The organism is Streptomyces sp. NPDC046887 (assembly GCF_040644755.1).
GTDB lineage: Bacteria > Actinomycetota > Actinomycetes > Streptomycetales > Streptomycetaceae > Streptomyces > Streptomyces lichenis.
Genome location: NZ_JBEYXH010000010.1, coordinates 32506 through 53066 on the forward strand (window position 1 = coordinate 32506; position 20561 = coordinate 53066).

A 20561-nucleotide genomic window follows, 5' to 3' on the forward strand; every position below is an offset into this window, starting at 1 on the left:
GGCGTACGGTGCGGAGCATGACCACCCGGACGACGCCCGCCGCGCCCCTGCTCGACGACCGCGCGCTGAACAGGGCCACCCTCGCCCGCCAACTGCTGCTGCGGCGGGCCCCGATGGGCGCCGAGGAGGCGGTGGCCCATCTGGTCGGCCTCCAGGCGCAGAACACCCGGCCGCCGTATCTCGCGCTGGCCGCCCGGCTGGAGGGGTTCCGGCCCGAGGAGCTGTCCGGGCTGATGGAGCGGCGGGCGGTGGCCCGTACCGTCACCTTGCGCTCCACCCTGCACACCCACACCGCCGAGGACGTCCTCGCTCTGCGTGCCTTGGTGCAGCCCGCCCGGGAACGGGAGCTGACCATCTTCCGCCGGCGGCTGACCGGGGTTGACCTGGAGCGGCTGGCCGGTCTCGCCCGGGAGCTGGTGGAGGAGCGGCCCCGTACGCCGAAGGAGCTGCGCGAGGAGCTGGCACCGCTCTGGCCGGACGCCGACCCGCCCGCCCTCTCGGTCGCCGCCCGCTGTCTGCTGCCGCTGGTGCAGGTCACCCCGCGCGGGCTGTGGGGAAGGAGTGGGCAGGTCGCGCTGACCACCGCCGAGAAGTGGCTGGGCCGGGAGGCCGCCGAGCCGGCCGGGCTGGATGCCACCGTGCGCCGCTACCTCGCCGCCTTCGGCCCGGCGTCGGTGAAGGACATGCAGCTGTGGGCCGGACTGACCCGGCTGCATCCGGCGTTCGAACGGCTCCGGCCGGAGCTGGTGGTCTTCCGGGACGAGCGCGGCACCGAGCTGTTCGACCTGCCGGACGCCCCGCGCCCGGACGGAGCCGAACAGGCCCCGCCGCGGCTGCTGCCCGAGTTCGACAACCTGCTGTTGTCGCATGCCGACCGGCTGCGGCTGGTGCCGCTCGCGTTCAAGGACCGCACCTGGAAGGGGAACCAGGCGTTCCCGGTCTTCCTGGTGGACGGTCTGGTGGCCGGGGTGTGGCGGCTGGAGGAGGGCGCCGGGCGGGCGGTGGTGGTGCTGGAGCCGTTCGGCAGGCTGAGCCGGGACGAGCGGACCGCCCTGGTCGAGGAGGCCGGGCGGATGGCGGGGGTGCTGAGCGGGGCGGAGGACCGGGAGGTGCGGTTCGGCACCGTGATCGACTGAGGCGGGCGCCGGGGTGGCCCCGGGCCCGGCGGGGGTTGGACGATGGGCTCCCGCCCGCCGGCGGGTCACCACCAGGAGGACGTATGGCGCAGCACGACGGCGACCGGGCCGCGGCGTTCCGGGAGGCCCGGGACTTCCTGCTGAAGCACCGGGAGGACTACCCCGCGGCGTACGAGGGGTTCCGCTGGCCCCGGCCGGAGCGGTTCAACTGGGCGCTGGACTGGTTCGACCCGATCGCCGAGCGCGACCTCGCCGGGGGCGGCGAGCGGACCGCGCTGCATCTGGTGGAGGAGGACGGCCGGGACACCCGGCTGAGCTTCGCCGCGCTGCGTGAGCGCTCCGACCGGGTGGCCAACTGGCTGCGCGGGCAGGGGGTACGGGCCGGGGACCGGGTCCTGGTGATGCTCGGCAACCAAGTGGAGCTGTGGGAGACGGCGCTCGCCGCGATGAAGTTGCGGGCGGTGGTCATCCCGGCCACCCCGCTGCTCGGTCCGGTCGACCTGACCGACCGGGTGGAGCGCGGCCGGGCCCGGCATGTGGTGGTCCGCGCCGAGGACACCGCCAAGTTCGACCAGGTCCCGGGGGCGTACACCCGGATCGCGGTCGGGCGGGGGACGGACGGCGGTCCGGTGCCGGGCTGGCTGGCGTACGAGGAGGCGGCCGGCGCCCCGGCCGCCTTCGCGCCGGACGGGGAGACCCTGGCCGGCGATCCCCTGATGCTCTACTTCACCTCCGGCACCACCGCCCGCCCCAAACTGGTCGAGCACACCCATGTCTCGTATCCGGTGGGCCATCTGGCCACCATGTACTGGATCGGGCTGAAGCCGGGCGATGTCCACCTGAACATCTCCTCGCCCGGCTGGGCCAAGCACGCCTGGTCCAATCTGTTCGCCCCGTGGAACGCCGAGGCGACCGTCTTCCTCTTCAACTACACCCGCTTCGACGCGGCCCGGCTGATGGCCGAGATGGACCGGCACGGCGTCACCAGCCTGTGCGCCCCGCCGACCGTCTGGCGGATGCTCATCCAGGCCGACCTCTCGGCGCTGCGCACCCCGCCGAGGGAGGCGCTGGCCGCGGGCGAGCCGCTGAACCCGGAGGTCATCGAGGCGGTACGGCGGGCGTGGGGTGTCACCATCCGGGACGGCTTCGGCCAGACCGAGACCGCGGTGCAGGTGGCCAACACCCCGGGCCAGCCGCTCAAGCCCGGCTCCATGGGCCGCCCCAGCCCCGGCTACCGGGTGGAACTGCTCGACCCGGTGACCGGTGAGCCCGGCGCGGAGGAGGGGGAGATCGCGCTGGACCTGGCGGCCGCGCCGGTGGGCCTGATGACCGGCTACCACGGCGACCCGGAACGTACCGCCGAGGCGATGGCCGGCGGCTACTACCGCACCGGCGACATCGCCGCCCGGGACGAGGACGGATACCTGTTCTATACGGGCCGGGACGACGACGTCTTCAAGAGCAGCGATTACAAGATCAGTCCCTTCGAGCTGGAGAGCGCGCTGCTGGAGCACGAGGCGGTGGCGGAGGCGGCGGTCGTCCCGGCGCCCGACCCGGTGCGGCTGGCGGTGCCCAAGGCGTATGTGGTGCTCGCCGAGGGCTGGGAGCCGGGCGCGGAGACGGCCAGGGTGCTGTTCGCGCACTCACGGGCGGTCCTCGCCCCGTACAAGCGGCTGCGCCGCATCGAGTTCGCCGAGCTGCCCAAGACCGTCTCCGGCAAGATCCGCCGGGTGGAGCTGCGTGAGCGCACCGCCGCGGGCTCGGCGGGATCCGTGGGGTCGGCGGTGGAGTACGACGAGCGGGAGCTGTCCGACTGAGCCGCCCCGCTCCCGTACGTCTTACGCGCCGCCGGCGAGGAGTTCGTCGGCGGCGCCGCCCAGCGGCTGCGGGATGCCGGTCAGGTCCATCACGAACAGCGGCAGACCGACCCCCTCCGCCCGGGCCCGGGCCTCCGGCGTGAACCCGGCCAGGGAGAAGGCGACACCGCGGGCCTCGGTCGCCAGCCCGGTGAGCCAGAGGCACTCCACGGCCCGCAGTGAGGTGGGCCGGGTCGTCGGATCCACCCGCGCCACCAGCCCGTCGCCGCGCAGATCCACCCCGGTGACGGGCCCGGTGGGGCGCTCCTCGGGCTGGACCACGTCCCGGAAGCCCAGCCAGCGCAGATAGCGGGCGGCGGTGGAGACCGCGTCCCGGGCGGTGCGGATGGTCACCGGCCGGAAGGCCGGGCGCGGCGGTGCCGCGGTGCGCGGCAGCGGGATATGAGCGGGGGCGGTGGACAGGCCGGTCGCCGAGGAGGTGGGGCCCGAGCCGCCCCCCTGGGTCTCGCGCTGCGGCGCGGGGCTGGCCACCGGCCGTACCGGCAGCCGCAGCACCGTTCCGCAGGGGCAGCCCAGCTCCGGCTGCGGCCACTGGTCCTGGCGTCCGCAGGCCGCGCAGCGCGCGGTGATCCAGGCGTCGGTCCAGGTGCGGTGGGTGATCGGCTCGGCGGGAGCGCCCCGCAGCACCGGCGGCACCACGGGCGTTCCGCAGGGGCAGGGATAGGACGGCGGGGTGTAGCCGTGCGTACGGCGGCAGGCCGGGCAGCGCACCGGCACGTTCTCGGTCACGACGGCCCCTCGGCCGGTCCCCGCCCCGTACGGCCGCTCGGCCCGTTCCCCGCCACGACGCCCCTCTCGTCCCCGGCCCCGGGCCCGCCACCCCGCGTCCCGGCCACCACCGGTCCATGGTCCACCACGGAGGGCTCCTTGGGGAGCGGTTCGGCCATGTCCGATTCCGGGCGGTGCGGCGCGGGCCTGCCGGTACAAGCCCGGCCGCCTCGGGCTCCCTTGACGGCGCGAAGCGAGCCGGATTACTGTGCTTCCACATAACAGAAACAAACTTCCGCATTACGGAATCGAAGCTCTCAGGTGGCGCGACAGAGCCCGAATCCGCCCGGCCCCAGCAGGAGCACCCCATGCCTCGTATGACCGCCGCCCGTGCGGCCGTTGAGATCCTCAAGCGCGAGGGCGTCACCACCGCGTTCGGTGTGCCCGGAGCGGCGATCAACCCCTTCTACCGGGCGCTCAAGGAGGGCGGTGGCATCGACCACACGCTCGCGCGCCATGTCGAGGGCGCCTCGCACATGGCCGAGGGCTACACCCGCGCCAAGGCCGGCAACATCGGCGTCTGCATCGGCACCTCGGGCCCGGCCGGCACCGATATGATCACCGGGCTGTACTCGGCGATCGCGGACTCCATCCCGATCCTGTGCATCACCGGCCAGGCCCCGGTCGCCAAGCTCCACAAGGAGGACTTCCAGGCCGTCGACATCGCCTCGATCGCCAAGCCGGTCACCAAGGCGGCGACCACGGTCCTGGAGGCCGCGCAGGTCCCCGGCGTCTTCCAGCAGGCCTTCCATCTGATGCGCTCCGGCCGTCCCGGTCCGGTCCTCATCGACCTGCCGATCGACGTCCAGCAGACCGAGATCGAGTTCGACCCGGAGACGTACGAGCCGCTGCCGGTCTACAAGCCGGCCGCCACCCGCGCCCAGATCGAGAAGGCGCTGGGCTTCCTGCTGGAGTCCGAGCGCCCGCTGATCGTCGCGGGCGGCGGGGTCATCAACGCCGACGCCTCCGCGCTGCTGGTCGAGTTCGCCGAGCTGACCGGCGTCCCGGTCATCTCCACCCTGATGGGCTGGGGCACCATCCCGGACGACCACGAGCTGAGCGCCGGCATGGTCGGTGTGCAGACCGCGCACCGCTACGGCAACGCGACCTTCCTGGAGTCCGACTTCGTCCTCGGCATCGGCAACCGCTGGGCCAACCGCCACACCGGCTACAACCTGGACGCGTACACCAAGGGCCGGAAGTTCGTCCACATCGACATCGAGCCGACCCAGATCGGCAAGATCTTCGCCCCGGACTACGGCATCGCCTCCGACGCCAAGGCCGCGCTGGAGCTGCTGATCGAGGTCGCGCGCGAGCTGAAGGCCGCGGGCCGGCTGCCGGACTTCGCCGCCTGGGCCGCCTCCGGCCAGGAGCGCAAGGGCACCCTGCTGCGCCGTACGCATTTCGACGACATCCCGATGAAGCCGCAGCGGGTGTACGAGGAGATGAACCGGGCGTTCGGGCCGGAGACCCGCTATGTCACCACCATCGGCCTCTCCCAGATCGCCGGCGCGCAGATGCTGCACGTCTTCAAGCCGCGCCACTGGATCAACTGCGGCCAGGCCGGCCCGCTCGGCTGGACCATCCCGGCCGCCATCGGCGCCGCCACCGCCGACCCGGACACCCCGATCGTGGCGCTCTCCGGCGACTACGACTTCCAGTTCATGATCGAGGAACTGGCGGTCGCCGCCCAGCACAAGGTCCCCTACGTCCACGTCCTGGTGAACAACGCCTACCTCGGCCTGATCCGCCAGGCCCAGATCGGCCTGGACATCAACTTCCAGGTCAACCTGGAGTTCGAGAACATCAACACCCCGGAGATCGGCGTCTACGGCGTGGACCACGTCAAGGTCGCCGAGGGCCTGGGCTGCAAGGCCATCCGGGTCACCGACCCGGGCGAGCTGGGCGCCGCCTTCGAGGAGGCCAAGAAGCTCGCCGCGCAGTACCGGGTCCCGGTCGTGGTCGAGGCCATCCTGGAGCGGATCACCAACATCTCCATGAGCAAGACGGTCGACGTCAGCGATGTCACCGAGTTCGAGGAGCTGGCCACCGAGCCGGGCCACGCCCCCACGGCGATCCGCAACCTCGTCTGACGCGCTCGCCCAGGCGATCTTCGGCCACGCGGCCCCCACCCCGGAGACTCCACGCCCCGGGGCGGGGGCCGCGTTCCGTTCCCCGCCGGACCGGGTATCCGTACACCATGGCTGACGTCGTGGACGCGGACGAACTGCTCCGCCGTATCAGGGTCGCCCGGGACTGGGCACGCGAGGAGGAAGAGCGCGCCCCGGAGGGCGCCGGAGCGGCGTACACCGCGGTCAGAAGGGCGCTGGACAAGATCATCGACCCGCACGCGGAGTGAGCGCCGGGGCTTTCGGCTGACGGTCGGCTACCGGCGGTGAGGGCGCGGACCGGCTCGCCGTGCAGCGCGGCCGGGGGAAACTCCGGTGCGGTGGGGCGGGGGGCTCTGGGATCATGCGGGGATGTCCCAGCGTCTCGTATCCCTGGTCATCCGGCACACCCATCGCATACCCGTCCTCACCGCCTCCGCGGGCTCCGCCGAGTCCGGCGGGCGAGGGGGCGTGGTGGCGCGGCAGCTCGACGCCGCGCTGATGACCGCGGGCTTCAAGCTGGCGGCGCCGCTGCTGGAGCGGCTGTCGGGGATGTCCGAGGCGGCGGCCGGCCTGACCGCCCGGTGGACCCTGGACACCGTGCGCCGGCTGGTCGGCGACCATGTCCGGCACAACGCCTACTTCATCGACTTCCCGGCCGGTGTGCCGGACACCTTCGCGTTCTGGACGGAGTGCGTCCGGGAGGCCCTTGCCGACGAGGGCGCCCGCGAGAAGGTGCTCGACCAGCTGGGCGCCGGAGTGGTCGATCTGCTGACCCTCCCCTCATACGGCCACTACCGGCACGCTTACGAGGAGTTGCTGGCCGCCCATGACGAGCTGATCGCCGCCGCCGGGGACCGGCTGACGGTGCTGCATCCGGGCGCCGCCCTGGAAGAGGAAGTCACCGCCCTGTACCTGGCGCTGGCCGGGCGCACCACACCGCTGGGGGAGGAGGGGCTGAGCGACCTCGCGGTGCTGGCCCGGCACTGTGCCGACGGTCCCCAGCCCGAGGCCATCCCGGTCCGGGAGAACCGCGCCGTGGTCAACCTCGCCCGCCTGGAGGCCGGCGCCGAGCCGCTGCTGGACACCGTCACCGATGTGCTGCGGCTGGCCTGCGCCTGGTCCCAGGGCGATGTGACGCTGGCGGAGCCGACCCGCTTCCGGTCGATGCCCCGGCGGATCCGCCGCGCGCTGCTCGCCGGGCTGGACGCGGTGGTCGCGGCCGCCCCGGCCAAGCTCGCCGATGTCACCACGTACCGTGAGGAGTTCAAGCGGCTCGGCGAGCGGCTCCACCCGCATGAGCACCCCCGTTGGCCGCACGCCGCCGAGGTGTTCGCCGTCGCCCGGGGTGAGCAGCAGGCACGGTCGCTGGACAGCCGGGTCGAGGAGCGGCTGGAGGAGCGCGATGTGATCGGCGCCGCGCGGCTGCTGGCGGCCGCCCCGGGCAAGCTGTTCCGCTCGGTGGACCGGCTGCTGCGGCTCTGCTCCACCCAGGAGGAGCGGGACGCCGTGCTGGCGGCCGCCGAGCAGGCCGCCCCGAAGGCGTCCGGCCGGGTGCTGCTGTCGGTGCGCGAGCATCTGGTCAACCGGGTCAGGGAGACCGGTGAGCGCCGGGTCTTCATCAACCGCTCCGGCCGCACCTGGACCGTCGAGGACGAGCGCCCGCCGGTGCCGCCGTCCGTCCGGGCGCGCCTCGCCGCCGCCCTGGACGCCGAGACCCGCCGACGGCTGCCCGAGCCGGCCCAGCTGCTGGTCGACCCGGGCGTCCTGGACGTGGCGCTGCCGCTCAGCGGCAAGGCGAGCGCCGCCGGGCTCGGGGTGCTGCCCCGGGGCTCCCGCTCCCCGGTCGACGGCGAGCTGCTGCGGTTCTTCACGTACTGGAAGCAGTCGGAGCGCACCACGGACTACGACCTGTCCGCGCTGCTGCTGGACGCCCGCTACGAGACCATCGGCTGGCTCTCGTACACCGCCCTCAAGCAGGCGGAGGGCGTGCACTCGGGGGACATCACCGACGCACCCGACGGGGCCTCGGAGTTCATCGACCTGCGGCTGGCCGCGGCCCGCGGCGACGTCATCGTCCCCCAGGTCAACATCTTCGCGGGGGAGGGCTTCGAGGAGGTCGAGGAGTCCTTCTTCGGCTTCATGCTGCGCGACGCCGAGCAGCAGGGCCGCCCCTTCGAGCCGCGCACCGTGCGGATGAAGTCGGAGCTGCGCGGCCCGGGCCGGGTGGCGCTGCCGCTGGTGTTCGTCCGCGGCGGTGACGGCGGCTGGCACGCCACGTGGCTGCATGTGTATCTGCGCGGCACCCCGAGCGCCAACCGGGTGGAGGGCAACCGCGTCACGGTCGCCACGCTGCTGCGGGCCTTCGCCGAGCGCGACTACCTGACGGTCCGCCACCTGGTGGAGCTGATGGCCGACCGGGCCGGCACCACCACCCTCTGGGACGGCGGCCCGGTCCCGGACGGCCCGGTCACCTTCATCGGCCTGGAGCGGCCCGAGGGCCTGCACCCGGATTCGGTGGTGGTCACCCCGGAGAATCTGTCCTCGCTGATTCCGGGGTGAGGGCCGGGAGCCGGCCCGGAAAACCTGTTTCGCCTGCTCATGACCGGCTGCTAGCGTGAGCGTGCGAGGCCATGGAGGGGCTTCCTTCTCATCACTTACTGAAACCAGTTCCTCCGCTTTCCTCGCCGACGACGATGCCGGGGCTCCGTACGGGGACCCCGGCATCGTCGTGTGCCTGGCCGGCCGGACATGGACGGACAGGGAGAAGGGCGCGGAGCAGGGGGACCGTAAACCCCTGCTCCGCGCTCTGGTCTGGGAGGGTCTGGAGGACATCGGGTGCGGCGGACCCGGATGTGGAGCCGTCCGGCGGTGCGAGGCTGGCGCGACAGGACGTTCGCGCCGCCGGACGGAGTCTCGAACGGCCCTCGGGAGAGGGATGGTGGGACCGCGGCGGCGGCGACGGAGTGGTCCGGCGGGTCCCTTCCTTCAGGTCAGGAAGGGGAGCCGGGCTCCTTGCCACCGCACTGGCACGCTCGCCGCCGCGGTCCTCACATCGTCCGCACCGCCGGCCACCCCTCATCCGGGCCGTGGTACGGACTGCGTACGGCAACCGACCTCCCGTCGGGAGCCGTACGCGGTCTGGTGGAGCAGAGGGCTTTGGGGGTCAGTCCTCGCGCAGGGCGCTGACGGCCTCGGCGACGCGCTTGCCGTAGTCCGGGTCGGCGGCGGCGAAGTGCGTGAGGATCTTGTCGATGACGTCCTCGCGGGAGACCTGGGACAGGCCGCCGGCGATGTTGGCGACGAGGCGCTTCTTCTCCTCCTCCGACATCAGCCGGTACAGCTCGCCCGCCTGGAAGAAGTCGTCGTCCTTGACGTGCTGCGGCGCGGCGTGGGTGCCGGTGTGGCCGTGGACGGCGAAGGGTGCGGAGAGCGGTACACCGGTCTGTGCGGGGCCGGAGTACGAGTTGGGCTCGTAGTTCTTGTCGTGGCGCGAGCCGTGGCGGGTGGCCATCAGCCCGTCGCGGCCGTAGTTGTCGACCACCGCGTTCTTCGGGGTGTTGACCGGCAGCTGGGTGTGGTTGACGCCCAGGCGGTAGCGGTGCGCGTCGGCGTAGGCGAACAGCCGGCCCTGGAGCATCTTGTCCGGGGAGGGGCCGATGCCGGGCACGAAGTTGTTCGGGGAGAACGCGGCCTGCTCGACCTCGGCGAAGATGTTGTCCGGGTTGCGGTCCAGCACCATCCGGCCGACCCGCTGCACGGGGTAGTCGGCGTGCGGCCACACCTTGGTGAGGTCGAAGGGGTTGAAGCGGTAGTCGGCCGCCTCGGCCGCCGGCATGATCTGCACGTAGAGGGTCCAGGAGGGGTTCACTCCGCGCTCGATGGCCTGGAGCAGGTCCGTCTGGTGCGAGGTGGCGTCCGCGCCGACCGTCTCGGCGGCCTGCTCGGCGGAGAGGCAGCGGATGCCCTGGTTGGTCTTGAAGTGGTACTTGACGAAGAAGGCCTCGCCCTCCGCGTTGGTCCACTGGTAGGTGTGCGAGCCGAAGCCGTCCATGTGGCGGTACGAGGCGGGGATGCCGCGGTCGCCGAACAGCCAGGTCACCTGGTGGGTGGCCTCGGGGGAGTGGGCCCAGAAGTCCCAGACGTTGTCCGGCTCCTGGCGGCCGGTGAACGGGTCGCGCTTCTGGGAGTGGATGAAGTCGGGGAACTTCACCGGGTCCTTGATGAAGAACACCGGGGTGTTGTTGCCGACCAGGTCGTAGTTGCCCTGCTCGGTGTAGAACTTCACCGCGAAGCCGCGCGGGTCGCGCACCGCGTCCGAGCCGCCGAGCGAGTCGGCGACGGTGGAGAAGCGGATGAACAGGTCCGTGCGCTTGCCGACGGCGGAGAGGAAGTCGGCCGAGGTGAAGCCGGTGACGTCGTCGGTGACCTCGAAGTAGCCGTACGCACCGGAACCGCGGGCGTGCACCACACGCTCCGGGATGCGCTCACGGTTGAAGCGGGCGAGCTTCTCCAGCAGGTGCTGGTCCTGGAGGAGGAGCGGGCCACCGACGCCGGCGGTGGCGGAGTTCTGGTTGTCGGCGACGGGGGCGCCGGACTCGGTCGTAAGCACGCGCTTCGACATCGTGACCTTCCGATACGTACGGGGCTGCTGGCGGTGCGAGGAGCGTATGGAGGCCCTTCAGCTCACGTCAACAGTTTGTTGAATTGACTTCAACGGTTGATTGAAGCGGTTGGTTGGGGCGGTTGGTCGGCGGCGGTTGATCGGCCGTCTGCCTGCGGGGGAGCGGTCCGAATGCCGCGGAGGAGGTGGTCCGGGCGGCGCCGTCGCCTGGGCGCGACAGGACAGGTGTCGGCGCCGGCGCCGCCCGGAGTTCAGGGGGAGTCCCGGGGTGGTGCGGGACTCAGAGCCGCGCGCCGGAGAGGCGCTCGACGGCACGCAGCAGGGCGGAGTGGTCCAGGCCGCCGTCGCCCTGGGCGCGCAGCGAGGCGACCAGCTGGGCGACCACGGCGCCGACCGGCAGCGCGGCGCCGACGTTGCGCGCGGCGTCGGTGACGATGCCCATGTCCTTGTGGTGCAGGTCGATGCGGAAGCCGGGGGCGAACTCGCGGTTGAGGAAGTTGTCCTTCTTGCGGGTCAGCACCGTGGAGCCGGCCAGTCCGCCGTTGAGGACGTCCAGGGCGGCCTTGAGATCCACGCCCGACTTCTCCAGGAAGACCACGGCCTCGGCGCAGGCCTGGATGTTGACCGCCACGATCAGCTGGTTGGCGGCCTTCACCGTCTGGCCGGAGCCGTGCGGACCGCACAGCACGATGGTCTTGCCCAGCGCGTCCAGCAGCGGCTTGGCGGTGTCGAAGTCGGCCTGCCCGCCGCCGACCATGATGGAGAGCACGGCCTCGATGGCGCCGGCCTCGCCGCCGGACACCGGGGCGTCCAGCACCCGGATGCCCTTGTCCGCGGCGGCCTTGGCCAGGTCCACCGAGGTCTGCGGGGTGATCGAGGACATGTCGATCAGCAGCGCGCCGCGCTTGGCGTTCTCCAGGATGCCGTCCGGACCGTAGGCGATCGCCTCGACCTGCGGGGAGGCCGGGACCATGGTGACGATGACGTCGGCGTCGGCGACGGCCTCGGCGATGGAGGCCGCGGCGGTGCCGCCGGCCGCGGCCAGCCGGTCCAGCTTGTCCTGCTCCAGGGTGTAGCCGGTGACCGCGTAGCCGGCCTTCAGCAGGTTCTCCGACATGGGCGAGCCCATGATGCCGAGACCGATCCACGCGACCTTGGGAAGCGTGCTCATACGGGGTACCTCTTTCCAGCGGTGGTGCGGGGGTGACGTGTGGGGGCGGCGGCGCGGACGGGCGTCAGCGGGCCGCGCGCTCGGCGCGGGGCAGCCAGTCGAAGGCGTCGGCGCTCGGGCGGTCGCCGGGCTTGTACTCCAGGCCGACATAGCCCTCGTAGCCGGCCTTGCGCAGCCGGTCGAGGAGTCCGGCGAGGTCCAGGTCGCCGGTGCCCGGCGCGCCGCGGCCCGGGTTGTCGGCGATCTGGACGTGGCCCGTCTTGGCGGTGTACGCGTCGATGACCTCGGTCAGGTCCTCGCCGTTCATGGAGAGGTGGTAGAGGTCCATCAGGAACTTGGCGTTGCCGAGTCCGGTGGCCTCGTTGACCTTGTCCACGACCTCGATCGCGGCCGGGGCGCTGACCAGCGGGTAGAGCGGGGACTCCGGCTTGTTGAGGGCCTCGATGAGGAGGACGGCCCCGATCCGGTCGGCCGCGCGGGCGGCCAGTACCAGGTTCTCCAGGGCCAGCGCGTCCTGCTCGGCCGGGTCCACGCCCTCGACGCGGTTGCCGTACAGGGCGTTGAGCGCCGTGCAGCCGACCGAGGCCGCGAAGTCGGCGGCCACCGCGATGTTGGCGCGGAAGCGGTCCGACTCCTCGCCGGGCACCGAGAGAGCGCCGCGGTCGGGGCCGGGCAGCTGTCCGGCGTAGAAGTTCAGACCGGTCAGCTGGGTGCCGGCGTCCTCCAGGGCCTTCCTCAGCGCGTCGAGTTCGCTCGCCTCGGGCGTCGGCGTCTCGATCCAGGGCCACCAGAGTTCGACCGCGGTGAAGCCGGCCGCGCCGGCGGCCGCGGGGCGCTCCAGAAGCGGGAGCTCGGTGAAGAGGATCGACAGGTTCACATTGAAGCGCTGGTCCGGGTATCCCATGAGGGGTCGGCGCTCCTTCCGTATTGCGGAAGTTCGTTTCTGCTTAACGGAAGATTGCCTGGGTGTGTCAAAGGCTGTCAACCCCGGATGGGGAAAAACCGGCCATGAGGGGTTGTGCGTTCCTCCAAGGACGGTGGGTGGGTGGTTCCGTGGCGCCGGGTGCCGGAGGCCTTGTCCGGTACGGGCTCGGCGGCCGGAAACCGATGCCCCGGCCTTACTGTGAGTCCATGCAGCGACTGAGAGTGGAGTTCACGACCGAGCCCTTCGACCTGGACGAGGCCCCCGCGCACGCGCTGGTGGCCCGCGAGGTCATCGAGGGGGCGGACCTCGACGCCGTGGACGTGGGGCCGTTCGGCAACACCGCGGAGGGCGGGGCCGACGCGGTGCTCACGGCGGTGGACTCGCTGCTGCGCCGGACGCTGGACGCCGGCGCCACCCGCGTCTCGCTCCAGGTCAACGTGGTGGGGGAGGGGGAGCAGTGACCGAGTCGGCCGACCACCCCTTGGTCACCGCGGTCAAGCCGCTGGTGGACGCCATGGGCGGAATGATCCTCGGGCCCGACCAGGCGATCGGTGACGATGTGGTCCTCGCCTGGGAGGGCGAGGACGTCCTCGCCGTCCGGCTGCCGCAGCTCGCCGACTCCCTGGACCACATCCTCGCCGCGATGGAGCGCCGGCACGGCATGCCGCTCGCCGAGCTGGACCGCAAGACCAAGCAGGCGGTCGTCCGGGCACTGGAGGCGCGGGGCGCCTTCTCGGTGCGGCACGGGGTGGAGACGGTGGCGGGCGCCCTGGGGGTCAGCCGGTTCACCGTCTACAACTATCTGAACAGGGAGAACGCCGCCAAGGGGGAGTGAGGGCGAGGGCTCCCGCGGAGCCCGGGCCGGGTCGGCCCACCCGTCGAGCGCGCCGCCGTCCGGATGCCGGGACGGCGGCGTCTTCGTGTCAGGGGGCGGTCGTCGCGCCGCCGGAAGCGGCCGGAAGGCACTGTGGAGCCTCGGTGCACGACCGTCACCCAGATTTGACAGCGAAGTTTCAACAAAGTGTTGACGGGGCGTTCATCCAAGGCGTTAGCTATCCGCAGCCCGACCACAGCACAGCGAAAAGCAGCCACGGAGGCTCCCGTGACTTCGAGTACGACGCCGGGCCTCGCCCGGTTCAACACCTCCGCGGACGGCGACGCACGCGACACCCTGCACGAGGTGTGCGCCAGTTCGGCGTGGGGGAGCCGACTGCTCGCCCAGCGCCCCTACGCCACCGTCGAGGACCTGCTGGGCGCCAGCGACGCCGCCATGGCCGAGCTGACCGCCGAGGACCTCGGGGAGGCGATGGCGGGGCACCCGCCGATCGGCCGCCCGAAGCCCGGCGACCCGACCTCCTCCCGCGAGCAGAGCGGAATGGCCGGCGCGTCCGAGGAACTCAAGGCGGAGATGCTCGAACTGAACCTGGCCTACCAGGACCGGTTCGGCCATGTCTTCCTGATCTGCGCCACCGGCCGGACCGGTGAGCAGATGCGCGACGCGGTCAAGGAGCGGATCGGCCACTCGCCCGAGCAGGAGCGGGAGATCGTCCGCGCCGAACTGGGCAAGATCAACCGCATCCGGCTCAACCGCCTCGTGGAGGAAGCGACCGCATGAGCACTGCCACCACCGCCTCCGTGTCCACGCACATCCTGGACACCAGCGTGGGCCGCCCCGCCGAGGGCGTCCCCGTCACCCTCGCCGCCCGCCCGGGCGCCGAGGGGGAGTGGACCGCGCTCGGCGGATCCGCCACCGACGCGGACGGCCGCTGCAAGGACCTGCCGGCGCTGCCGGAGGGCACCACCCATGTACGCCTCGACTTCGACACCGAGGCGTACTTCTCCAAGAAGCAAGCCGAGGCGCAGCAGGACGCCCCCCGCGTAAGGGACAGCGGTGCGTTCTTCCCCGAGGTGGCGATCACCTTCGCCGTCGTACCGGGCGAGCACTACCACGTACCGCTGCTGCTCAACCCGTTCGGCTACTCCGTTTACCGAGGGAGCTAGCAGACACCATGCCCACGATTCTCGGCCAGAACCAGTACGGCAAAGCAGAGAACCGCGTCGTCAAGATCACGCGGGACGGCGACACCCACCACATCAAGGACCTCAATGTCTCGGTCGCCCTCTCCGGCGACATGAGCGATGTCCACCTCTCCGGCTCCAACGCCAACTGCCTGCCGACCGACACCACCAAGAACACGGTGTACGCGTTCGCCAAGGAGTACGGCATCGAGTCCGCCGAGCAGTTCGGCATCCACCTCGCCCGCCACTTCGTCACCTCGCAGGAGCCGATCCACCGGGCCCGGATCCGGATCGAGGAGTACGCCTGGGAGCGGATCGAGACCTCCGAGGCCAACTCCAAGTTCATCGGCTCCGACGAGGTCAAGCACTCCTTCGTCCGCAAGGGCCAGGAGACCCGGGTCAGCGAGATCACCTACGACGGCGAGAGCTGGCAGGTCATATCCGGCCTGAAGGACCTGGTCGTCATGAACTCCACCAACTCGGAGTTCTGGGGCTATGTGAAGGACAAGTACACCACCCTGCAGGAGGCGTACGACCGGATCCTCGCCACCCAGGTCTCCGGCCGCTGGCGGTTCAACTGGACCGACGACGAGCAGAAGATGCCCCACTGGGAGCGGTCCTACGAGCAGGTCAGGAAGCACATGCTGCAGGCCTTCGCCGAGACCTACTCGCTCTCGCTCCAGCAGACGCTGTACCAGATGGGCTCGCGGATCATCAACAGCCGCTCCGAGATCGACGAGGTGCGGTTCTCGCTGCCCAACAAGCACCACTTCCTGGTCGACCTGGAGCCGTTCGGCCTCAAGAACGACAACGAGGTCTACTTCGCCGCGGACCGCCCCTACGGCCTGATCGAGGCCACCATCCTGCGGGACGGCGTCGAGCCGAAGATCCCGGTCGACATGACCAACCTCTGACCCGCGCGGCGGACCGGCCGCGCCGGTCCTCCGCCCCGGGCGGCACCGCGCCCGACAGCCAGGTCCCGCCGACCGCCGCCCGCCCGCAGCCGGGCCGGCGGCCGGCGGACCGGAGGGAACAGCAATGGCACAGCCAGCAGAGGGGCCGGCTCCCGACGGCCCGTGTTCCACCCCCGCCCCGCCCGCTTCCCCCGCCGCCGCGGCCCCCGCGGAGCCGCACCACCCGGCCGACCGCGCCCCTGCGGACCGCGACGGCCTCCCTGTCCGGCCGGACACCGCCCCGGCGCCGGACCGCCACCGCTTTCGCCCCGACGCCCCGGCCGACTGCCAGCCGGTGGACACCCCCGCCGACTGCCATCCGGTGGACGAGAAGCTGCCGCCCGCCCGCATGATCCCGGCCGCGCTCCAGCACATCGCCGCCATGTACGCGGGCGTGGTCACCCCGCCGCTGATCATCGGGCAGGCCGCCGGGCTGGACACCGCCGGGATGACCCGGCTCATCGCCGCCAGCCTGCTGATCGCCGGGCTCGCCACCATCCTGCAGACCCTCGGGCTCTCCCGGTTCGCCGGGAACCGGTTGCCGTTCGTCAACGCCGCCTCCTCGGCCGGTATCGCGCCCATGCTCGCCATCGCCGAGACCAGTGCCCCGGGGCACCAACTGCCCGCCATCTACGGCGCGGTGATGGTCGCCGGACTCTTCTGCCTCGCCGTCGGCCCGTTCTTCGGGCGGCTGCTGCGCTTCTTCCCGCCCCTGGTCACCGGCGTGGTGATCACCCTCATCGGGGTGACGCTGATGCCCGTACCGGTCACCTGGGCCCAGGGCGGTGACAAGACCGCCGCCGACTTCGGCGCCATGAGGTATCTGGCGCTGGCCGGCTTCACCCTGGTGGTCATCCTGCTCTTCCAGCGCTTCGGCCGCGGCTTCGTCAAGCAGGTGGCGCTGCTGCTGGGACTGTTCACCGGCACCCTGGCCGCGATCCCGTTCGGCATGGCCGACTTCACCGCCCTGCGCGAGGCACCGCTCGCCGCGCTGCCCGCCCCCTTCGCCTTCGGCGCCCCCGAGTTCCAGCCGGCCGCGATCCTCTCCCTGTGCATCGTGATGCTGGTGCTGATGACCGAGTCCAGCGCCGGGATGCTCGCCCTCGGTGAGATCTGCGAACGCCGGACCGACGGCCGCACCCTCACCCGGGGCCTGCGGACCGACGGCATCGCCACCCTGGTCGGGCCCGTCTTCGGTGGTTTCCCCACCTCCGCCTTCGCCCAGAACGTCGGTGTCGTCTCGCTCACCCGGGTCCGCAGCCGCTATGTGGTGGCCGTCGCCGGTGGCGCCCTGCTGGTGCTCGGCGCCTTCCCCGTCCTCGGCGCGGTCGTCTCCCTGGTGCCGATGCCCGTCCTCGGCGGCGCCGGGATCGTGCTCTTCGGCTCGATCGCGGTCAGCGGCATCCGTACCCTGTCCGAAGCCGGACTCGACGACAGCTCCAACATCATCCTGGTCGCCGTCGCCCTGGGCGCGGGCATCATCCCGCTCGCCGCCCCCACCTTCTACGCCGGCTTCCCCGCCTGGGCGCAGACCGTGCTGGGCTCGGGAATCAGCGCCGGGGCGCTCGCCGCGGTCCTGCTGAACCTGTTCTTCCACCATCTCGGCACCCGGAGCAGCACCACCGCTCCGGCACTCAAATCCTCCTAGGGCCCTGCCGTGCCCACGCTGTTGCCACCCACTGAAGAAGGACGCACCATGGCACACCCGGCAGCCCCCGGCGCTTCCGAGCGCATCGTCATCGAGCACTGCGCCATCGCGACCGTCGACGCCGAGGACACCGAGTACGCGGACGGCCATCTCGTCATCGCCGGCAACCGCATCGAGTCGCTGGGCGCGGGCCGGGCCCCGGAGGGCTTGGACAACGTGGTCCGGCGGATCGACGCCACCGGCCATCTGGCCACCCCGGGCCTGGTCAACACCCACCACCACTTCTACCAGTGGATCACCCGGGGCCTGGCCACCGACCACAACCTCTTCAACTGGCTGGTCGCCCTCTACCCCACCTGGTCGCGGATCGACGAGCAGATGGCGCACGCGGCCGCCCAGGGCTCGCTGGCGATGATGGCCCGCGGCGGCGTCACCACCGCCATGGACCACCACTACGTCTACCCGAAGGGCGCCGGCGACCTCTCCGGCACCATCATCCGGGCCGCCGCCGACATGGGCGTCCGCTTCACCCTGGCCCGAGGTTCGATGGACCGCAGCGAGAAGGACGGCGGACTGCCCCCGGACTTCGCCGTGGAGACCCTCGAAGGCGCCCTGGCCGCCACCGAGGAGACCGTCAACCAGCACCACGACGCCGGCTTCGACGCCATGACCCAGGTCGCCGTCGCCCCCTGCTCGCCCTTCTCCATCTCCACCGAACTGCTGCGCCAGGGCGCCGAACTCGCCCGCCGGCTCGGCGTACGCCTCCACACCCACGGCTCGGAGACCGTGGAGGAGGAGCAGTGGTGCAAGGAGCTGTTCGGCATGGGGCCGACCGACTACTTCGAGTCCACCGGCTGGCTCGGCGAGGACGTCTGGATGGCGCACTGCGTCCATATGAACGACGCCGACATCGCCGCCTTCGCCCGGACCAGGACCGGCGTGGCCCACTGCCCCTCGTCCAACGCCCGGCTGGCCGCCGGGATCGCCCGCGTCCCCGACATGCTCGCCGCCGGCGTCCCGGTCGGCCTCGGCGTGGACGGCACCGCCTCCAACGAGTCCGGCGAACTCCACACCGAGCTGCGCAACGCGCTGCTGATCAACCGGCTCGGCGCCCACCGTGAGGCCGCGCTCAACGCCCGCCAGGCACTGCGGCTCGGCACCCACGGCGGCGCCCAAGTCCTCGGCCGCGCCGAGCAGATCGGCTCCCTGGAGGCAGGCAAGCTCGCCGACCTGGTCCTCTGGAAGATCGACGGCATCGGGCACTCCACCATCGCCGACCCGGTCACCGCCCTGGTCTTCGGCGCGGCGGCCCCGGTCACCGCGTCCTTCGTCAACGGCCGGCAGATCGTCGAGGACAGCCGGCTGATCACCGTGGACGAGGACGCCATCGCGCGCTCCACCCGGGACGAGGCCCGGCGCCTCGCCCGTATCGCCGCCGAGAGCTGACCGCACGGTCGGCCCGCCCGGGCCCGGCCACCGGCCGGCCCGCCAGGCGAGCGATCCCCAGAGTCCGGTCGGGGGGGACGGCCCCCGACCGGTCGCCGCGGATTCCCAGCGGGATCCGCGGCAGCCGCACCGGGGGGTGCGGCAGCAGGGCCCGGACACCCGGGCCCGCCGCACCCCCCGGCACGGTGAACCGTGTCGGCCCCCCACCGCGACACAACCGGGCGCACCACCAGCACCACCTCCCTGAAAGCCACGTCCGCCGCGACGTGAAAATCGACCGGAGGAGCCGACATGGCCCCTGAGCCCAGGTTTCCCAACGACGCCGAGTCCACCGCCGACCCGGCACGCCCCGACATCGACGCGGCCGATCCGGGCCCCGGCACCGGCCGCAAGCACCCGGTGGACGAGGTCCTCCCGCCCCTGAAGATGGCCACCAGCGGATTGCAACACGTGGCCGCCATGTACGCGGGGGTAGTCGCCCCGCCGCTGATCGTCGGCGCCGCGGCCGGACTGTCCGGCACCGAACTCACCTTCCTCACCGGCGCCAGCCTCTTCACCGCGGGCCTCGCCACCTTCCTGCAGACCCTCGGCGTCTGGAAGATCGGCGCCCGGCTGCCCTTCGTCAACGGCGTCACCTTCGCCGGTGTCGCCCCGATGCTGGCCATCGTCGACACCACCGACAACAAGGCCGACGCCATCCCGGTCATCTTCGGCGCGGTCATCGTCGCCGGACTCCTCGGTTTCCTGGCCGCGCCCTACTTCAGCAAGCTCGTCCGGTTCTTCCCGCCGGTGGTCACCGGCACCGTCATCACCCTGATCGGTGTCTCGCTGCTGCCCGTCGCCTTCGGCTGGGCCCAGGGCCCCAACCCCGCGGCCGACGACTACGGTTCCACCGACTACCTGACCCTCGCCGGGATCACCCTCCTGGTGGTGCTGCTGCTGCGCCGCTTCACCCGGGGCTTCGTCAAGCAGATCGCCGTACTGATCGGCCTGGTGATCGGCACCCTGGTCGCCATACCCTTCGGCGTCACCGACTTCAGCCCGGTCACCGAGGCCGATATCGTCGGCTTCCCCACCCCCTTCCACTTCGGCGCCCCGCAGTTCGCCGTCGCCGCCATCGTCTCCATGTGCGTGGTGATGCTGGTGTCGATGACCGAGTCCACCGCCGACATGCTCGCCCTCGGCGAGATCGTCAAGCGCCCCGCCGACGAGAAGACCATCGCCGCCGGACTGCGCGCCGACACCCTCGGCTCGGCGATCAGCCCGCTGTTCAACGGCTTCATGTGCAGCGCCTTCGCCCAGAACATCGGCCTGGTCGCGATGACCCGGATCCGCAGCCGCTTCGTGGTCGCCTGCGGCGGCGGCTTCCTGGTGCTGATGGGCCTCTCCCCGGTGGCCGCCTCGCTGATATCCGTCGTCCCCCGGCCGGTGCTCGGCGGCGCCGGTGTGGTGCTCTTCGGCTCGGTGGCCGCCAGCGGAATCCAGACCCTGGTCCGGGCCGGGCTGGAGAAGGACAACAACGTCCTGATCGTGGCCGTCTCGCTTGCCGTCGGGATCATCCCGATCACGGCGCCGGAGTTCTACCACGCCTTCCCGGAGACCGCGAAGATCATCCTGGACTCCGGTATCTCCACCGGCTGTGTGATGGCCGTGCTGCTCAACCTCGTCTTCAACCACCTCGGCCGGCGCCGGGACGACGACGAGGTCACCGCGCCGATGGAGCCCGGGGAGGAGATCGGCGAGACCCGCGGCCACACCGCCGCGCCCGTGCACTGAGCGGGGATCGCCCCCTGGGGGTGGGCACGCCGGGCCACCGGCGCACCCACCCTCTCGGCATGCCCCGGGGCGGGCGGGCCCGGAAACCCATGGATGATGATCACCCCGTA

General features: G+C 71.8%; 17 protein-coding genes. 13 read left to right on the forward strand and 4 right to left on the reverse strand.

What is annotated here, in order from left to right; translation table 11 throughout:
* Positions 1–17: 17 nt before the first annotated feature.
* Together ABZ945_RS12595 and ABZ945_RS12600 are read left to right on the forward strand one after the other, a co-directional pair.
* Entirely contained in the window at positions 18–1136 is a 1119-nt protein-coding gene (locus ABZ945_RS12595; protein ID WP_361267531.1) for a winged helix DNA-binding domain-containing protein, read from the forward strand.
* Between the two features lie 83 nt (positions 1137–1219).
* A complete protein-coding gene (locus ABZ945_RS12600) occupies positions 1220–2953 on the forward strand; it encodes an AMP-binding protein (RefSeq protein ID WP_361267533.1) in 1734 nt (577 codons plus the stop codon).
* Between the two features lie 21 nt (positions 2954–2974).
* Here ABZ945_RS12600 and ABZ945_RS12605 read toward each other — a convergent pair whose 3' ends face one another.
* Positions 2975–3742 carry a hypothetical protein gene (locus ABZ945_RS12605; protein ID WP_361267535.1) on the reverse strand — a complete coding sequence of 256 codons (768 nt, stop codon included), beginning with the start codon at positions 3740–3742 and terminating at the stop codon, positions 2975–2977.
* A gap of 347 nt (positions 3743–4089) precedes the next feature.
* On the opposite strand from ABZ945_RS12605, the gene gcl reads away from it, so the two are divergent.
* From gcl to ABZ945_RS12620, 3 genes are all read left to right on the forward strand, one after another.
* Complete coding sequence (gene gcl / locus ABZ945_RS12610; protein ID WP_361267537.1) at positions 4090–5874, forward strand: glyoxylate carboligase; 1785 nt, start codon at positions 4090–4092, stop codon at positions 5872–5874.
* Between the two features lie 107 nt (positions 5875–5981).
* Entirely contained in the window at positions 5982–6140 is a 159-nt protein-coding gene (locus ABZ945_RS12615) for a hypothetical protein (RefSeq protein ID WP_361267539.1), read from the forward strand.
* 121 nt (positions 6141–6261) lie between these two features.
* Complete coding sequence (locus ABZ945_RS12620) at positions 6262–8451, forward strand: hypothetical protein (RefSeq protein ID WP_361267541.1); 2190 nt, start codon at positions 6262–6264, stop codon at positions 8449–8451.
* Positions 8452–9055: 604 nt separating this feature from the next.
* Here the strand turns inward: ABZ945_RS12620 and ABZ945_RS12625 are convergent.
* From ABZ945_RS12625 to ABZ945_RS12635, 3 genes are all read right to left on the reverse strand, one after another.
* Positions 9056–10513, reverse strand: a complete 1458-nt coding sequence (locus ABZ945_RS12625) for a catalase (RefSeq protein WP_361267543.1) — start codon at positions 10511–10513, stop codon at positions 9056–9058.
* A gap of 280 nt (positions 10514–10793) precedes the next feature.
* Positions 10794–11684 carry a 2-hydroxy-3-oxopropionate reductase gene (locus tag ABZ945_RS12630; RefSeq protein WP_361267545.1) on the reverse strand — a complete coding sequence of 297 codons (891 nt, stop codon included), beginning with the start codon at positions 11682–11684 and terminating at the stop codon, positions 10794–10796.
* 64 nt (positions 11685–11748) lie between these two features.
* A complete protein-coding gene (locus ABZ945_RS12635) occupies positions 11749–12588 on the reverse strand; it encodes a TIM barrel protein (RefSeq protein ID WP_361267547.1) in 840 nt (279 codons plus the stop codon).
* Positions 12589–12815: 227 nt separating this feature from the next.
* Here ABZ945_RS12635 and ABZ945_RS12640 point away from each other — a divergent pair, with 227 nt between their 5' ends.
* The 8 genes from ABZ945_RS12640 (at position 12816) to ABZ945_RS12675 (ending at position 20451) form a co-directional block, all read left to right on the forward strand.
* The gene (locus ABZ945_RS12640; RefSeq protein ID WP_248634335.1) at positions 12816–13070 is read left to right on the forward strand and encodes a thiamine-binding protein; all 255 of its coding nucleotides are present in this window, start codon (positions 12816–12818) and stop codon (positions 13068–13070) included.
* Positions 13067–13444, forward strand: a complete 378-nt coding sequence (locus tag ABZ945_RS12645; protein ID WP_361267549.1) for a helix-turn-helix domain-containing protein — start codon at positions 13067–13069, stop codon at positions 13442–13444. Before ABZ945_RS12640 ends, ABZ945_RS12645 begins: the two co-directional genes overlap by 4 nt.
* 267 nt (positions 13445–13711) lie before the next feature.
* Complete coding sequence (uraD, locus tag ABZ945_RS12650) at positions 13712–14224, forward strand: 2-oxo-4-hydroxy-4-carboxy-5-ureidoimidazoline decarboxylase (RefSeq protein WP_361267551.1); 513 nt, start codon at positions 13712–13714, stop codon at positions 14222–14224.
* Positions 14221–14610 carry a hydroxyisourate hydrolase gene (uraH, locus tag ABZ945_RS12655; protein WP_248634338.1) on the forward strand — a complete coding sequence of 130 codons (390 nt, stop codon included), beginning with the start codon at positions 14221–14223 and terminating at the stop codon, positions 14608–14610. The genes uraD and uraH overlap by 4 nt, the downstream gene beginning before the upstream one ends.
* Before the next feature lie 8 nt (positions 14611–14618).
* The gene (gene pucL, locus ABZ945_RS12660; RefSeq protein WP_248634339.1) at positions 14619–15542 is read left to right on the forward strand and encodes a factor-independent urate hydroxylase; all 924 of its coding nucleotides are present in this window, start codon (positions 14619–14621) and stop codon (positions 15540–15542) included.
* Between the two features lie 388 nt (positions 15543–15930).
* The gene (locus ABZ945_RS12665) at positions 15931–17229 is read left to right on the forward strand and encodes a nucleobase:cation symporter-2 family protein (RefSeq protein ID WP_361267766.1); all 1299 of its coding nucleotides are present in this window, start codon (positions 15931–15933) and stop codon (positions 17227–17229) included.
* 48 nt (positions 17230–17277) lie between these two features.
* Positions 17278–18675 carry an 8-oxoguanine deaminase gene (locus ABZ945_RS12670; RefSeq protein WP_361267554.1) on the forward strand — a complete coding sequence of 466 codons (1398 nt, stop codon included), beginning with the start codon at positions 17278–17280 and terminating at the stop codon, positions 18673–18675.
* A gap of 426 nt (positions 18676–19101) precedes the next feature.
* Complete coding sequence (locus ABZ945_RS12675) at positions 19102–20451, forward strand: nucleobase:cation symporter-2 family protein (RefSeq protein ID WP_361267768.1); 1350 nt, start codon at positions 19102–19104, stop codon at positions 20449–20451.
* The last annotated feature ends 110 nt before the right edge of the window (positions 20452–20561 follow it).